The organism is Aquibacillus rhizosphaerae (assembly GCF_030282825.1).
In the GTDB taxonomy this organism is placed as follows: Bacteria; Bacillota; Bacilli; order Bacillales; family Amphibacillaceae; genus Aquibacillus_C; species Aquibacillus_C rhizosphaerae.
The window spans coordinates 17,579-33,709 of sequence record NZ_JASTZU010000030.1 but is presented as its reverse complement, the minus strand read 5'-3'; the positions used below and the strand labels follow the sequence as shown (position 1 = coordinate 33,709).

Below are 16,131 nucleotides of genomic sequence, written 5' to 3'. Positions count from 1 at the left end.
TTTGTCTACAGTCGTATTGCCTTGACTACAATACCATTCATCCGAATCTTTATTATAGGTATATTCGCTTTCATCTATTCTGTATACGGAGTGACTTACTGGTATATATGCCTTCGCCATTGTTTCTTCTATAACATTCAGAATTGCCTTTCTGAAATAGGCCTTGTCACCGTAGACTTCTTCCACCTTCACACCAGATCGCTTTGTTTCTTCCAACATTTCTTTGGCATAACTTCCATCCATATAAGCACCATTCGCGGTTCGAACAGATGTAATAATTCGTTCATCTGTTGTCATGACAAACTCCGTTTTATAACCATAAAAACCTTGGGTTTTACTTTTACGACCAACTCGTGCATCTTCATCAATGAGAGAACGCACTCCTTTTTGATGCATAAATTTAGGGTCAGCAAGAATATCTTTTGCCTTTTGAATGATTTCTGACGTTTTTGATTCTTTCTCAGAAGTCTTTTCTTCTGCTTGATCAATCACTGTTTCCAAATAAGCCTTCATCACAGCTTTCGCTTCGTTGTGGTCCTCAATTTCTTTATAGTTAGGTGCCGATGGCACATTTTCTAACGGTTTTCCTGTTTCTTCTTCGTAGGTCTGCATAATGTTTTTACCCAAATGTTTCATCAGACGCTCTGGGGTTTTCTTAATGGTGTTGGCTTCCATATGTGTGGCATCTATACTTACACTCTTTCCCTCAATGATGCCTTTATCTACACATTGCTTAACAATTTCCGTAATCATCTCATCAAGGGATCCTTCTACTAAACGCTGTGTTCTGAACTTCGAAAGCAGACTTTTATCAGGAAGATCGTCCTCAGGATTAATACCGATAAAGTACATATAAGCTAAATTCAAGCTGGCTTCTTCGATAACTTTCTCGTCAGATAAATTATAGAGATGTTGCAGAAAAAGAAGTTTGCACATCAATTCCGGCTCTTTCGCCGGTCGTCCAAATTGCTTACAATAACTGTTCTCTAGTAATTTATTGATAAAGCTAAAATCTACTACAGTTGAAATGGTTTTAAGTATATGATTTTCTGGTATTTTACTATATAATATAGAATGAAGACTTAATTGTTTTGGCTCTAGTCGAAGCATAGAAAAAACCCCCTAATGGTTTGGTATTTGGTCATACTAATTATACCATTCAGGGGGTTTTTTCTCGTTGAATTATCGCGAAGTTTTGGTGGAATTTATTAAAGTTTAGTGAATTTGAATAATTGAGTTAAAGTCGTAGACTTTTTCACTGGTCCCGAACCGTCCCCTGCTTCCTTATTAGCCATTTACCAATTTCGTACGTAGTTTGTTTGATATAAACTCAATGATTAAAATGAGTACAACTAATCCTATTAGGATGGAGCCAACTTGTTCCCATTTATAGCCTTTCATCGCGAAAATGAGGGGTGCTCCAATACCACCTGCACCGACAAGTCCTAATATGGAAGCTTCACGCATATTCATATCAAACCGGTATATCATTACAGATAGGAAGATAGATAATAACTGTGGAATAATTCCGAATCGGATTTTCTCAAATGTTGTACAACCAATAGAAGTCATGGATTCTAACACTTTCACATCTAATTCCTCAATCGCATCCACATATAATTTAGCTAACATCCCAATAGACGTTATTCCGATCGTTAATACTCCTGCAAATGGACCTGGACCTGTAACACGAATAAACATCAATCCATAAACAAGTGCCGGAATGGTTCGAATAAAAATGAGTAATAAACGAGTAAGCCAAGCTGCTGGTTTTGGAACAATATTTGAGGCAGCTAAAAATGCCAATGGTACAGCTAAAACAGCACCAACCAAAGTTCCGAGTAAAGCAATGGCAAGGGTTTCCCATAATAAATACAACACACCATTTTGTGTGAGGTTAAATAAAAAATCTAAGTCTGGATGTAATAGACCGCCTGCAATGTTAGAGGCAATTTTCATCCCATTATTATTCATTTCAAGACTGATTTCCGTTACTGACCAAGCAATCAGAATAAAAAGAATAGTTGATACGGTAAGGAGATATCGATAATTACGTGGTGCGGCTAAAAGTTGCTTTTCTACTGTCGTCATACTAGGAACTACTCCTTTAAATTAACTTTTTCCTAAAGTGCTCACTAATTGTTTCTATTGTATATACGGTAATGACTAACATGATCACAATCATTCCTAAGCTTGAATAATCACGCCATCCAATTGTTTCATTAATCAAGTTACCAATGCCACCTGCACCTACATAGCCAAGAATGGCTGCGTACCTTACATTTCCTTCAAAGCAAAATAGAGAAGTGGATAGGTACCCGGGGAGTACTTGGGGCATAATCGCATAACGAAATGCCTGGATTCTCGTCATCCCAATCGATTCCATTGCTTCAAAAGAGTCCATATCAGCATTCTCAATTGCTTCATATAATAATTTTCCAACATAGGATATGGTGAACAGAAAAATAGCTATTGTTCCTGCTGTAGCCGGTAAATCAAAAACATACGTTGCGATTAAAGCAGTCACTAGTGTTGGCATGGTTCTTAAAAGACTAAGAACAGTCTTAAAAATAGAATCTATCACTCTAATTTTAATAATATTGGTAGAAGCAAGTACTGCTGCAGGTAAGGCAACAATTGCGCCAACCACTGAACCAAAAAAAGACATCTTTAAAGTCACGAGTAGTTCCGGTATGATATCGTCAAAATACTTCCAGTTTGGTTTAAGCATTTCTAGAATGATTGTAAAGAACTCATGAATTCGTTTAATAATAACTTCAAAGCTAAAACCTGTGACTTGAGCAGAATAATACACAGCAATCATGACGATAAGTAGAATCAGAGGAGCTTTTGATCGCTTTTCTAGAACAATTTTCCCGTTCGGCAAGGCTATTTTTTTCGGAGGAAAGATTTTATTGTACATGTGCATGATTCTCCTCGAATGCCGTCTTATATTCTTTATTACCTCCATAAATATCATGAAGTATGTCATCGGTCACTTTAGATGTTGGTCCATCAAATACGACTTCCCCTGCACGGACACCAATGATTCGATCGGCATACTCTAAAGCAACTTCTACATGGTGAATGTTCATAATAACGGAAATGTTCATTTCCTTATTAATTCGTTTAAAATCATCCATTACTAGTTTAGAAGTCACTGGATCTAGTGACGCAATGGGCTCGTCCGCTAATATAATAGCGGGATTTTGTGCAAGTGTCCGGGCTAATGCTACACGCTGTTGTTGTCCTCCAGATAATTGATCGACACGAATATAAGCTTTTTCAAGAATTCCTACTTTATCTAATGCCTCTAAAGCTTTTACTTTTTGTTGTTTCGTGTAAAGCCCAATAATATTACGCCATAAGGCATTATCTGGGACAAACGAAACAAGGACATTCTTGATGACAGATATCCTGGTAACAAGGTTGAACGATTGAAATATCATCCCAATTCTTCTGCGCAAATCCCTAACTTGTTTTCCTCTCAAATTTGTAATATCTGTTCCATCAACAAGTAGTTGACCTTCCGTAATATCGTGCATACGATTAATACACCTAATCAGCGTTGATTTTCCAGCACCGGAAAGACCGATAACTGCAACGAATTCGCCCTGTTCAATTTTTAAATTGAGATTCTGTAAAGCTTGTGTTCCATTTGGATAAATCTTGTCAACATTCATGAACTCTATCATGGTATTGCTCCAATCTATAATTAAAATCTTTGATGATGAATTGAAAAAATAAGAACATCACCGATGCATGATGTCCTTATTTTTATTTTATTTGTAGTATAAAAACTTAGCTTATTGTATCTAAGTGCCTAAATAGTTAATTTTTAAGCCCTTTTAAAAATTCTTGTGCAGCTCTTTCGCCCTCGTAATCAGCTGATGTTGCTTCTTTATAGCCTTCATGGCTGTACACACTAATTACTTCTTTTCCTTCATCTGTTTGAGCAATGTTAATAAATGCTTGTTGAAGTGCAGCTTTTAAGTCATCTGTCATAACTTCAGAATTCTTACTTACAGAAACTGTGTCGTTGTAAATTGGTTGTGTAACACCGATAACGTTTGTTTCATCCCAAATCGATGCTGAACGTGCAAAGTCACTTGTCCATGCTTCTTCATTGTCACGTCGCGCATCCGCGTAAGCAACTACAATATCCACTGTTTGCGCTGCTAGTTTTGCAAAAGAGTCACCGTATCCAGTAGATTGAACAGTATTGTCTAAGTCAGTAACGCTTTTTTCAAAATTATCTTGTAACCATAGTGTTGGATAAATATAACCAGCAGATGAAGAAGTTGATTGCACAGCCCAGTTAGCACTATTTAGATCTTCCCAAGTTAACGCTTCGCCATTATTAATTTTTTCTGCAAGTTCTTGACCTTTTTCAGAAGGTCCAGCAATAAATAAACTGCGGTAGTATGTTGCTTGTTCATCTTCTAAACCTTCTGTAGGTTTATTGTCATTCCAATCCTTTGGAGAGTCAGAGTCATTTGATAATGCTGCACGCGTTGCAGTTAAGATAACTTCAGCACCATCATCATAAAGTACGTATGTACCACCAGGAATCAAACCGACATCCGAAGTACCTGCTGAAAGAGCTTCCCCAACAGCTTCATAAGTTGTTCCAACATTGATTTCAATGTTGCCTACATCATACCCAAGCGTACCTAGTTCATCTTTTAAAAGATCTTTAAGAGGTTCTGTCATCGTAACAATCTCTTCTGGGTCACGAGATGGTACAAAGTCCACCTTCAGTGTTTCGATTTGCTCATTTCCAGAATCAGCATTTTCTTCTTCAGTTTCCTCTCCAGTTGTGCTACTATCATCAGTACCTTCTGTTTCAGCATTTGCAGTATTCTCCGAACTTTCTTCTTCTGAACCACAACCTGCTATAAATCCGATAAGTAAAACTAATCCTAGAAGAACCATTAATTTCGTTTTCATTATCCATTTCCCCCCTGTACTAATTTTTTGATTCTAGTATATTTTGAAACTATTTGTTGAATCATCTATCATCTTACATAGTAAACATTAAGTATTTGTGTATTTACTATAAAGAATTTGTAAATTATGGGAAATAAAATATGTTAGATGGCTTAATCTATGAAAAAAAGCCATTGTTGAACGGCATTAAAGCGTATAAAAAATTTGGCGTCGAAATAGAATGCACTTAGTATATATAGAAAAGAAAATATCATTGTGTAACATAACAAGGGGTTAATGTAATGGGGAAAAAGAAGAAACGTGGTCACTATTGTAAGTATGTGGAAGAGATCGTGCTAATGGAAATTCTCAAGATATAATTTCCTAAACAGAGATGAAAATAGTTTTTATAAAGATCAAAAGGAATAAACTTCATTTTCGGATTTTGATACGAAAGTCGATAAAAAAAGAATATTTTGAAACTGAGCAAAAATATATAAACTCTATTTTTTATTTTATGGTGGAAAGAAATAGAACGGATACAATAATTTCTATAGTAGATAAGGGGACGATTTTTCTATCACAGAACCGTCCCCACATCTGCTATTTTCCTGTTTTTTTACCTTCTTCGGATAGCTGCTCAAAGGACTTTACTTTTCCGTGTGGGTCTTGTGATCTTTTTCTTGTTTCCCATTGTCGTTCTCGTTGACTTTTTGATTTAGACATCGTAAATTATGCTCCTTTTTTACTAGCAGTTCGCAAGTTTATTTTAATTAATTATTAATCAGTGCTTCTAAGTTCTCTTTTTTTCTTGGCCTTGTTTTTGTGTGCTCGATTTGCACTGGCACTACCAAATTCCTTAGAGAATTCTGAATCCGTCTTGCTAGAGTCAAATCCCTGTTTATTCTTTTGTTGAGCGTCATTTTGCTTATTTCTTTTAGCCATAAACAAACCTCCTTTTATTGCTTTAGTATGGAGCACGCTGAAAGTAAATATGTGTGGAAAATAATGAATGAAGATACCCAAGATTCAATCATATAATTGCCAAAATACAGCAGTTTTCATGTACCGCAGTTCTCATAAAATGGCAGTAGAGATTACCTGAAAAGAGGCAGGGGACGTGTATGAATCAAGGGAGGAATTGAGCTCCTAGGCATAAGGAAGGGTTGTATAACAGTGTAACCTGGTCAAGGAACGCAAGATCATATAAAAGGCTACATGTTTTTGAAGGAGCTTCCCAAACAAATCAACGTAATGAGCAATGAAGAGATTAGTAAAGGAGACCGCATTTAAATGCTTAAAAAGGAAGCAGAGAACCGTCCCCTGCTTCCAGCTATTTGATATATATATTAATCAACCGATATAAAAAGAAATAAAAAGTTTAATAAGTGAGGCTCATCATATGTTTAACATCCCAGAAAATATGCATCAATTAGATGGAGATTACTCCATACCTGTTGTCATTCTCTCCGTAGTCATTGCATGCTGTGCCTCTTATGCTTCAATATCAATGAATCAACGTATCCAACAAAATAGTTTTTTTAAGAAGAGTTTTTGGTTACTCCTTGCTTCTTTAGCAATGGGATTAGGGATATGGTCGATGCATTTTATTGGAATGAGTGCGTTTATGCTACCAATCCCAATGGAATATGATTTGTTACTAACAATCATCTCAGTATTTCCAGCTATTGCTGCTTCTTATTTAGCATTTTTTATTGCTAATCGAGGAAACCATACAAACTTTCCTTATGCGATTGCAGGACTTTTTATGGGAATTGGAATTTCGTCTATGCACTATATTGGAATGACTGCAATGAAAATGGAGGCATCATATTCTTATAAACCTTTGCTATTCTTTGCATCCATTATAATCGCCATTCTTGCTTCTAATGCTGCTTTATTTATATTCTCAGCTTTACAGAAGTATATGGGTAATCTATTAATAAAGGCAGTAACATCTCTCGTGATGGGTCTTGCTATTACTAGTATGCATTATACTGGAATGGCAGCTGTAGTCTTTTATGTGGAGGAACCAATACATACAAGTATGGACCATTTGCATGGGATGGATATGTCCTTATTAATTACCTTTGTGACACTTGGAATATCCATTTTATTAATTATTTCAGGTTTAACAAGTCTTCTCGACCGTTATGTAGACTACCGGTTAACCTATTATGATTCATTGACATTATTACAAAATCAGCGTCAGTTTGAAAAAGATATGGATAAGAAAACGTTAAGTGGAAGTCTTGCTATTCTGCATATTCATAACATGGAGAAGTGGATTTCAGGAGAAGGCTATTCATTTGGAGATGAATTGATTAAGGTAGTAGGAGAAACGATTCAACGGTTAAAACCTAATTCTTCCGTCGTGTATCGAATAGAAGGAAATCGTTTTGCCATTTTAGTAAATGAAGATCATAGTTATGAGGAGATGAAGCTGTCATTAGAAAGAATACTTTCAGTGTTCAAGATGCCTTTTACAATAGGCAATGCCTCCATTAACATCGAATCTGTTTGTTCCGTTTCAACAAGTCAAGACAATCAGGATATAAAGCAGTCATTTGCAAATTGCATGGCTGTACTTCGACATCAATCTGTTACATATAAGCATGAAGTGATTGAGTACGATGCTTCTGTGCATACGTATAGTTTAGAAAGACAGCTGGTTAATGATGTTCAACAAGCGATGGAGAAAAATGAACTTTTTTTAGTGTATCAACCGAAAGTATGCACAAAAACGATGCAAGTGACTGGTCTTGAAGCATTGTTACGTTGGAATCACCCACAGCATGGCTTAATTTCACCCGGTGTCTTTATACCCGTTTTTGAGTCCAACGGGAAAATTTTCGAGGTAACCGATTGGGTCATAGAAGCAGTGTGCAAACAAATTTCAAAATGGGTCCTCGATGATACTCCTTTTGTACAGGTTGCGATTAACATACCAGGAGCCTATATAACATCACTTAAATTACAAGATGCAATTGAGCGCAATCTTAACAAATATAAATTGGCCCCTAATCTAATTGAGCTGGAAATAACAGAAACTAGTGTCATCAATGATATCGAAAATGCAATAAATGCGGTTCATAAGTTTAGTTCATTTGGAATCCCAGTTGCTTTAGATGACTTTGGAACAGGATTATCATCTTTGTCTTATTTGAGACGTATTCCGATTTCAACCATTAAGATAGATAAAACATTTGTGGATTATGTCCCGGAGTCTAAAAAGGACTCAGACGTACTAAATGCAATCATTACCTTATGTAGCTCTTTACATTTAAATATTGTAATTGAAGGGATCGAAACGACAGAACAGTTTAGTTACATTAAAAGTGACGTGGCTGCAGATCCTGCAGTTCAAGGATATTTCTTTTCTAAACCACTAACTGTAACTGAAATAACAGATTGGCTACGAGAGAGAACACATATAACAACTTGATATGGATTGATTTTGCTAGACACCATTAAAGGACAGCTGTCTTTTTGTGGTGTCTGGCACTCGTTTTAAGAGTATGTTCGTTTTGAAAGTAGTTAGGAGTGTACAAAGCAATGCGAAGCTAGACGAGATAATCAGTGTGAAGTTTTGGTGAAAGGCACATTCAGAGAGACCTAGAGATAGAAAGGAAGATGGTCCTAATATCAACATAGGTCTTCTCTAAGAGAATGATTAGCGGTCCTTATTATTAATAGGTTGACGCAGCAAAGATAGCAAAGATAAACACAAATAACAATATCAATCCGTAAATGGAAGTACCGATAATTCCTGTTGTTAACCCTGCGATGGCCATTCCACGACCTTCTTGTTGGTTTTCCTTAATTTCTTTAAGTGATTTAGCTGCAAGAACAATCGCGACTATTCCAATAATTACTCCAATATATACGAGAATAATTGACAAAATACCAGTAACTAAGGATGCAATAGCTTTTCCGTTTGTTGTGTTGACATGCCTTTGATTAAATTCATTTTTATAATGGTGTTCAGTTGGCTGAGTTTGTTCAGTTCTAGGCGATTCTTGTGTGGCATAAACTTGCTGAGATGGTGTTGCTTGGTTTGTTATGCGAGTTTGCTGAGGTGTATGATCTGGTTGAGTTGCGTTAGTTAAATCGGGTTTTTCACTTTGTTCCGTATTTTTGTATTCATGTTCCAAATTACAACTTCCTTTCATTTTTCATTACTATATTATCCGTACTTAAAGTTTATTACTCTATAATTTTTTATTAATATAAATCTGCTACCTTTATGTATCAAATAGATTATGAGGTAGTACGCCGAACATGTCAACAGGTACTGATGAAATATCTTCCTCATTTGTTAAAATATATAATTTTTAGGTTTTATTTGGTGGGAATTATTGTATAATTGTGATGGCAGAAAGGAGGATATCATGAAGAATTCCTTTACATTCCCTTGGATCAACATGATTAAAAATCCTATAGAAACAATACAAATGGAGAAAGATACAAAGCTACGCATTAGCCAGATCTTTTGCGTCTCTTTTATTATTGGTGTTACGCATTGGTTAACACTCGCCTACTTATTAAGTTGGGGAGAAAACGATTCTTTAACATCGATTCTTTTGAAAGCTATTATTATTGGTCCGGTTTTAGGTTACATGAGACTTTTCGTAGGCGCATTTTTTTCTTTGATGATAGGTAAAGTATTTAAAGGGAAAGCCAAGTTTAACCACATGATAAACATGAGTGCTTTTTCTTCAGTACCATTAATCTTTGTCTTAATCTTGTGGATTGTTGAGATCTTACTTTATGGCAATAGTTTATTTCAAGAAGAAATACCAATGATCTCTACTAGTTTTTTTAATGCGATGTTTTTTAATAGCTTACTTCTTACAGAGTTTTTTCTGCAGATAACATCCTCTATCATAGCTGTGTATGCCTTTATTAAATATCACGGATTTAAAAAGCTTCGTTATGTTATTTACAGCTTGGCACTCGTATCCTACCTCATTTACTTTTTTGTAAATATATATGGAATGACTACACACTTGGCTGTAGTTATGGATCAGAAGGCTGATGTATCAACTACTAGTTTTCAAGAAAATAGTAATGCTGCTGATTCATTCGTTATGGATGATGACGATGCTGATTTAGTTACGCTTAATGAAGAAGCCTATGATCTGTTAGAACAAGGAGAATATGAGCACGGTTTAGAAATTTTGGATCGTATTTTAGAAATTGACCCGACGAATGATGCGGCACTTACGAACAAAGGATGGGCATTAATAGAATTGGGTAGAAATGGAGAAGCAAACACTACCTTACATAAAGCTTTGAACGTGGAACCTAATTCTGCTTATGAATATATAAGTTTAGGACATTCTTACTTAAATTTAGGTAAACATACAGAAGCATTAGATGCCTATAATGAAGCTCTAGAATATGAGATTACAGAAGATTCAGCCCATGTGTATTATGGGTTGGGGACTACTTACTATGAAATGGGAGACTATCAGAAGTCCATAAATGCATTTCATGACTACCTTAGCTATGTACCGGATGATTTAGATGCTTATTGGTACCTGGTTGATGCCTATGATTTTACCGGCCAGATGGATTCAGCTATTCAGGCTTTAGATGAAATTATCAGGATTGATCCTAACAATGTGGAAGCATACACATATAAAGGAGATTTGTATGCCTATAATGAACAGTATGATCAAGCTTTGACAATCTATGAAGACATCATTTTAGATTTCCCTGAATATCCAAATGGTTATTACAGCTCAGCACAAATAGTGGCTTATAGAGATCAATCAGCCGAAGCAGTTTCACTTTTAAGGAAAGCATTCGAGATCGACCCAAGATACTCTGAGTATGCTTTTTATGATCCGTACTTCGATTCAGTCCGACAAACGATTGAATTTATAGAACTAGAAGAAGAATATGGAGGAGAATTGGAATTTGAATTTGAAGAGGAAGACCCATTATCAGATCCAGACACAGATACTGGCAACCTAAATGAATTATAATAGTATATAAGTGAGTCAATTTCATAATTACCTTATTCATTCATCTATGACAATACATAGTTTGGAAATGGTTTTGTCCAACTATATATTGTTGTAGGTGACGACAAGATTGGTATTATGAAATTGATTAAAGTAGATAAAGAATTGGTTTAGTATTAATTCTTTTTCACTAATGGTAAAACTGACATACAACGAACATAATAAAGAGAATCAACTCATAGGGGGGGCAGTAAAATGTATCAAGAATTTAATCAAATCGAACATCGTCCATATCCCCTTCCAACGAGTCCGTGGCTTATGACTCAAATGTGGGATCAATTACTATTTATGCATTGGCCTATTCCCGTTGAAGAACTTAAAAAGCATATACCACCAGCACTTGAGCTAGATACATTTGATGGAACGGGTTGGATTGGTATTGTTCCATTTGCAATGAATAATATTAGGATGCATGGATTCCCGCAGGTTCCTTATGTTCAGTCTTTTCTAGAATTAAATGTGCGTACATATGTAAAAATTAATGGAAAACCAGGTGTTTACTTTTTTACTTTAGATGCAAATCATAAACTAGCGGTAGCTGGTGCAAGAAAGTTATTTTCCTTACCATACGTAAATGCTGACATGGAAATGACAGATATAAATGGAAGAATCGATTTTAAAAGTGAACGGACACATCGAGGTTACCTAAGTGCAAGCTTCGATGTTGCTTATCGCCCAACATCGCCGGTATTTACTGCTACAAAAGGAAGCATTGAAGACTGGTTAACAGCTAGATATTGTTTGTGGACAACGAAAGGTCAGCGTGTTTATCGAGGAGACATTCATCACACACCGTGGGATCTTCAACAAGCAGAAGCAGAAATCAAAATCAATAAGATCGCTCCATTTTTACCTGATACTTATTTCGATAGTGAACCACTGCTTTTATATTCGCCATCGATTCGCGCCTTTGTGTGGAAGTTAGATCGTGTCCGGTAATAGGTTAACCGGTTCGTTTTCCTAGATACCCTGAGAAGTGGTTAGACATGTATATAGAAAAACAAGATTCTAAATGACGGTATGGAAATAGTTATTGATAATATTAAAGAAAAATAGAGCGAGATTACTTGGATGGAGATTACTCATTTAGGTACTCTCGCTCTTTTTAGTAAGGAATGAATACTGTACCGTTTGTCAGGAAAAACTACTTATTTAACCAAAATAGACACCTATACCAACCCTAATACCAACCTACTTTCAACCATCCTCTATTCACTCTAAGTGTTGCCATCGAATTAATGGTAGCTGGAACCGTGTAATTCTTTCCTAGGTACAAGAATGTCTGGATAGTAGCTTCTTTTGTTTCTTCCCCATTACTTTGACTGTATATTCTAATTGGTTATTGATTCAATTTACATAGAAAAAGGCAAGAACTCATTCCAAAGGACAGGTTAAAAAGGTAAAAAATGTAAATTAAATGAGTCTAAATTTTCAAAAAAGTGAGAGAGGGTTGAGAAGTTCGTTGAGAACAGTTATCATTTGTAACATAAACACATGAAAATGATAATCATTATCAATTATGTGTTCAAGCCAATTGAAGAAAGGAGGAACAACATGAAGCTAGAAGGTATATCTGGTAAAACAGTAGTTATAACAGGTGCTGCTGGCGGAATTGGAAGTGAAATTGTGGAATCATTTATTAATCACGGGGCTAAGGTAGTCGCAGTGGATCGTCAGGAAGAAGCTTTACAACGTTTAAAGCAGGGAAGGTCACACGTCTATCCATTTTGTATTGATATTAGTGATGCTAAGGCAGTCGAGGGACTAGTTGATACTGTTGAAACTAGCATTGGATCAATTGACATATTGGTGAATGTTGCAGGAATCCTGCATGTAGCTCCCGTTGATGCTCTGACAAAAGAGGTGTGGGATCAAACGTTTGCTGTCAATTCCACCGGACTATTCCTTGTTAGTCAATCGGTTAGTAAACGAATGAAAGTAAGAAAGCAAGGCTCAATTGTTACCGTAAGTTCAAATGCAGGGCGTATGCCTAGAATGTCGATGGCAGCTTATGCAGCATCTAAGGCTGCAGCTACCATGTTTACCAAATGTTTAGGGCTTGAGCTAGCTTCCTATCATATACGTTGCAACATTGTATCGCCAGGCTCAACGGAAACAGATATGTTGCGCAAGCTTTGGACAGATGATAACGGAGCAGAACAGTCAATAAATGGAACGCCGGAGGCATATCGAGTAGGTATTCCGCTCAGAAAACTAGGACAAGCAAAAGATGTCGCGAATGTAGTCCTGTTTGTGGCATCGGATAATGCCGGCCAGATGACAATGGAGGATGTGTGTGTGGATGGCGGCGCTACACTCGGTGTTTGACCAAAATAGAAGGAGGTTGTGAGTCATTGAGTATAACAGAAACTTCTAAACTAGTGGGTAATAAATTATTAGACCTTTATAAGCTAGGGGATTACTTTTTAGCTTCTCCCAACCAAACAATAAGAGGTAGAGGAATATTTGCTAAAGTAGAAGCTGAAACACTTCGAAAATCTACGAATCTAGCAGAAACTGTTCAAACAACGATCCACCGTGCTAAGAAGGATGGGCATCCTAAGCCTGTTGTTATTGGTGTTTTTCCTTTTGACCCTGACGAACAAGTACACTTAGTGGTCCCGAATGAAATGAAGATAGCTAGCAAGTTAGATTGGTGTGATGTCGAAGAAGAGGCAAATGCTTTATCTTCATACTCAGTTCAAGAAATACCAGAACCGGACATCTACATGGATGGTGTCAATAAAGGGCTTGAACTTATTGATAGTGGAGAGTTAGAGAAAATTGTACTTTCACGCTCCTTAGATATCAAATCGAAGGAACCTATTCAAATAAAACCTATCTTAACGAAACTAGCTAGACATAATACACAAGGATACACCTTCTCTATTGATCTACCAAATGATAAAAGTAATGGTCATCGGACCTTAATTGGAGCAAGTCCTGAACTACTCGTTTCTAAATCAGGTCGTATCGTCATAGCAAATCCGTTAGCAGGTTCCCGTCCCCGTAGTGAGGATCCTATGGAGGACCAGCGGCGCGCAAATGAACTATTAAACTCTACCAAAGACCTTCATGAACATGCAATTGTGGTCCATGCAGTTGAAGAGGCGCTTCAACCATTGTGCGACAAGCTCGATATTCCAAAAAAACCTACACTTATTCAAACCGAAACAATGTGGCATCTATCCACAGAAATAAAAGGGACAGTAAAAGAAGCCAACACTTCTTCACTAGCACTTGCTTCTGCGCTTCACCCGACCCCAGCTGTTTGTGGCTATCCTGCTACAGTAGCACATCAAGCTATTCGAAATATCGAAGCATTTGAACGAGGATATTTCACTGGGATGGTGGGCTGGTGTGATGAACACGGGGACGGTGAATGGGTGATAACGATTCGTTGTGCAGAGGTTTGTGATCATTCTATTAGACTCTTTGCTGGTGCTGGTGTTGTTGCTGGATCAAAGGCAGAGGAAGAATTAGCAGAAACAGGAGCTAAATTTCAAACGATACTAAAGGCAATGGGAATTCATAATAGATAGGAGGGTTGCACGTGGAAGGTTGTCCAACATGGCCAAGTGAATTTGCAGACTTTTATCGCCAACAGAACTGTTGGCGAGGGGAGACGTTTGCAGAAATGCTAAAAAGCCGAGCTATTCAATATGGAGATAAGACGGTAATTACAAGTAATACTGGTGAAATTAGTTATGCACATCTACAAGAAAGAGTAGAACAATTAGCAGCAGGATTTCAACAAGTTGGAATGGAGAAGGGCGACCGAGTAGTTGTCCAGTTGCCGAATGAAGTCGCTTTTTTTGAAGTGATTTTTGCATTATTTAATATAGGGGCTTTGCCTGTCTTCGCTCTCCCATCCCACCGCTATAGCGAGGTGCGTCACTTTTGCGAGTTTTCCGAGGCAAAAGCATTAATTATACCTGACACGTACGCGGGTTTTGACTACCTTTCGATGGCAGAGCTGGTTAAAAAGGAAGTAAGGACGCTGAAGCATGTTATTGTCGAGGGTGATGCAGAACAGTTTGTTCCATTATTAAAATTGTATAAAGATACACCATTTGTTCCATCTACGATTCATCCATCCGATGTAGCTTTTTTACAGCTTTCGGGTGGTAGCACTGGACTTTCTAAGCTTATCCCACGGACGCATGATGATTATATTTATAGCTTAAGAAGGAGTAATGAAGTGTGCGCATTAACGGAGGAGAGTGTTTATTTGGCAGTATTACCGATAGCACATAACTTTCCATTAAGCTCACCTGGTGTGTTAGGGACGATTTATGCGGGTGGACGTATCGTTTTATCTAGTGGTCCAAGCCCAGACCAGGCATTCTCACTAATCGAAAAAGAGCGCGTAACCTTTACAGCAATGGTACCGCCAATCGCCATAATGTGGACAGAAGCAGTGAAAAATCGTCATGATGACCTGTCTAGCTTGGAAGTGATCCAAGTAGGGGGAGCGAAGTTTAGTGCAGAAAGTGCGAAACGGATACAGCCTGCTTTCGGGTGTAAGTTGCAGCAAGTTTTTGGCATGGCTGAGGGACTTGTTAATTATACGCGATTCGACGATCCAGAGGAAATCATTGTCCATACGCAAGGGCGTCCGATGTCTCCCTATGACGAAATTAGAGTCGTTGATGAGGATGATCAGGATGTTCCACCAGGTGAAGTTGGGGAGCTGCTAACAAGAGGTCCATATACAATACGTGGATACTATAAAGCAGATGAACATAATGCAAAGTCCTTTACCGATGATGGCTTTTATCGAACAGGGGATCTTGTTCGTTTGAACAAAGAGGGCTACATCATTGTTGAAGGAAGGGATAAAGATCAAATCAATCGTGGTGGCGAGAAAATTGCTGCTGAAGAAGTGGAAAACCATCTATTAGCTCATCCTAGTGTCTTTGACGCAGCAGTTGTTTCTATGCCAGATCCATACCTCGGCGAACGTTCGTGTGCATTTATCATACCAAAAGGGGAGCACCAAGCATCCCAAGAAATCCGTAAGTTTCTTCATGAACGTGGATTGGCGGCTTACAAAATACCGGATCGGGTCGAATGGATCAATTCATTCCCACAAACCGCACTTGGGAAGGTGAGTAAGAAGAAGCTAAGGCAACTAATTGAAGAGCAGTTAAGCCATTAAAATTAATGA

At 37.4% G+C, this 16,131-nt stretch carries 14 protein-coding genes; 6 read left to right on the top strand and 8 right to left on the bottom strand.

Annotated features, from left to right (window positions below):
• The 7 genes from QQS35_RS08785 to QQS35_RS08755 all read right to left on the bottom strand — a co-directional run.
• Positions 1-1,110 (bottom strand): IS1182 family transposase (locus tag QQS35_RS08785; protein WP_285931612.1); only part of this gene is annotated, 1,110 nt, incomplete at its 3' end.
• 177 nt (positions 1,111-1,287) lie between these two features.
• Complete coding sequence (gene phnE / locus QQS35_RS08780) at positions 1,288-2,091, bottom strand: phosphonate ABC transporter, permease protein PhnE (RefSeq protein WP_285931611.1); 804 nt, start codon at positions 2,089-2,091, stop codon at positions 1,288-1,290.
• 16 nt (positions 2,092-2,107) lie between these two features.
• On the bottom strand, positions 2,108-2,923 hold the full coding sequence (gene phnE / locus QQS35_RS08775) for a phosphonate ABC transporter, permease protein PhnE (RefSeq protein ID WP_285931609.1): 816 nt from the start codon (positions 2,921-2,923) through the stop codon (positions 2,108-2,110).
• The gene (gene phnC / locus QQS35_RS08770; RefSeq protein ID WP_285931608.1) at positions 2,913-3,695 is read right to left on the bottom strand and encodes a phosphonate ABC transporter ATP-binding protein; all 783 of its coding nucleotides are present in this window, start codon (positions 3,693-3,695) and stop codon (positions 2,913-2,915) included. The genes phnE (QQS35_RS08775) and phnC overlap by 11 nt, the downstream gene beginning before the upstream one ends.
• A 136-nt stretch (positions 3,696-3,831) precedes the next feature.
• Positions 3,832-4,950 carry a phosphate/phosphite/phosphonate ABC transporter substrate-binding protein gene (locus tag QQS35_RS08765; RefSeq protein ID WP_285931607.1) on the bottom strand — a complete coding sequence of 373 codons (1,119 nt, stop codon included), beginning with the start codon at positions 4,948-4,950 and terminating at the stop codon, positions 3,832-3,834.
• A gap of 582 nt (positions 4,951-5,532) precedes the next feature.
• Positions 5,533-5,655 (bottom strand): DUF6254 family protein, encoded by a 123-nt coding sequence (locus QQS35_RS08760; protein ID WP_285931606.1) that lies wholly within the window; start codon positions 5,653-5,655, stop codon positions 5,533-5,535.
• Between the two features lie 54 nt (positions 5,656-5,709).
• Positions 5,710-5,874 carry a hypothetical protein gene (locus QQS35_RS08755; RefSeq protein ID WP_285931605.1) on the bottom strand — a complete coding sequence of 55 codons (165 nt, stop codon included), beginning with the start codon at positions 5,872-5,874 and terminating at the stop codon, positions 5,710-5,712.
• Between the two features lie 457 nt (positions 5,875-6,331).
• On the opposite strand from QQS35_RS08755, the gene QQS35_RS08750 reads away from it, so the two are divergent.
• Positions 6,332-8,374, top strand: coding sequence for a bifunctional diguanylate cyclase/phosphodiesterase (locus QQS35_RS08750; protein WP_285931604.1), 2,043 nt, complete (start codon positions 6,332-6,334; stop codon positions 8,372-8,374).
• Between the two features lie 244 nt (positions 8,375-8,618).
• Here the strand turns inward: QQS35_RS08750 and QQS35_RS08745 are convergent, their stop codons facing one another.
• Entirely contained in the window at positions 8,619-9,083 is a 465-nt protein-coding gene (locus QQS35_RS08745; RefSeq protein ID WP_285931603.1) for a DUF4190 domain-containing protein, read from the bottom strand.
• Positions 9,084-9,320: 237 nt separating this feature from the next.
• On the opposite strand from QQS35_RS08745, the gene QQS35_RS08740 reads away from it, so the two are divergent.
• The 5 genes from QQS35_RS08740 to QQS35_RS08720 all read left to right on the top strand — a co-directional run bounded on the left by QQS35_RS08740 (position 9,321) and on the right by QQS35_RS08720 (position 16,122).
• Positions 9,321-10,922 carry a tetratricopeptide repeat protein gene (locus QQS35_RS08740; protein WP_285931602.1) on the top strand — a complete coding sequence of 534 codons (1,602 nt, stop codon included), beginning with the start codon at positions 9,321-9,323 and terminating at the stop codon, positions 10,920-10,922.
• Between the two features lie 234 nt (positions 10,923-11,156).
• Entirely contained in the window at positions 11,157-11,900 is a 744-nt protein-coding gene (locus QQS35_RS08735; RefSeq protein ID WP_285931601.1) for a YqjF family protein, read from the top strand.
• A 615-nt stretch (positions 11,901-12,515) separates the two neighbouring features.
• Positions 12,516-13,289 carry a 2,3-dihydro-2,3-dihydroxybenzoate dehydrogenase gene (locus QQS35_RS08730; RefSeq protein ID WP_285931600.1) on the top strand — a complete coding sequence of 258 codons (774 nt, stop codon included), beginning with the start codon at positions 12,516-12,518 and terminating at the stop codon, positions 13,287-13,289.
• 26 nt (positions 13,290-13,315) lie between these two features.
• Complete coding sequence (gene dhbC, locus QQS35_RS08725) at positions 13,316-14,503, top strand: isochorismate synthase DhbC (RefSeq protein WP_285931599.1); 1,188 nt, start codon at positions 13,316-13,318, stop codon at positions 14,501-14,503.
• A gap of 5 nt (positions 14,504-14,508) precedes the next feature.
• Entirely contained in the window at positions 14,509-16,122 is a 1,614-nt protein-coding gene (locus QQS35_RS08720; RefSeq protein ID WP_285931598.1) for a (2,3-dihydroxybenzoyl)adenylate synthase, read from the top strand.
• Positions 16,123-16,131 lie beyond the last annotated feature (9 nt).

What these genes read in the sequence shown, in the direction of transcription:
- phnE (WP_285931611.1), bottom strand. Translation starts at nt 2,091, where the DNA reads ATGACGACAGTAGAAAAGCAACTTTTAGCCGCACCACGTAATTATCGA.
- phnE (WP_285931609.1), bottom strand. Translation starts at nt 2,923, where the DNA reads ATGTACAATAAAATCTTTCCTCCGAAAAAAATAGCCTTGCCGAACGGG.
- phnC (WP_285931608.1), bottom strand. Translation starts at nt 3,695, where the DNA reads ATGATAGAGTTCATGAATGTTGACAAGATTTATCCAAATGGAACACAA.
- QQS35_RS08765 (WP_285931607.1), bottom strand. Translation starts at nt 4,950, where the DNA reads ATGAAAACGAAATTAATGGTTCTTCTAGGATTAGTTTTACTTATCGGA.
- QQS35_RS08760 (WP_285931606.1), bottom strand. Translation starts at nt 5,655, where the DNA reads ATGTCTAAATCAAAAAGTCAACGAGAACGACAATGGGAAACAAGAAAA.
- QQS35_RS08755 (WP_285931605.1), bottom strand. Translation starts at nt 5,874, where the DNA reads ATGGCTAAAAGAAATAAGCAAAATGACGCTCAACAAAAGAATAAACAG.
- QQS35_RS08750 (WP_285931604.1), top strand. Translation starts at nt 6,332, where the DNA reads ATGTTTAACATCCCAGAAAATATGCATCAATTAGATGGAGATTACTCC.
- QQS35_RS08740 (WP_285931602.1), top strand. Translation starts at nt 9,321, where the DNA reads ATGAAGAATTCCTTTACATTCCCTTGGATCAACATGATTAAAAATCCT.
- QQS35_RS08735 (WP_285931601.1), top strand. Translation starts at nt 11,157, where the DNA reads ATGTATCAAGAATTTAATCAAATCGAACATCGTCCATATCCCCTTCCA.
- QQS35_RS08730 (WP_285931600.1), top strand. Translation starts at nt 12,516, where the DNA reads ATGAAGCTAGAAGGTATATCTGGTAAAACAGTAGTTATAACAGGTGCT.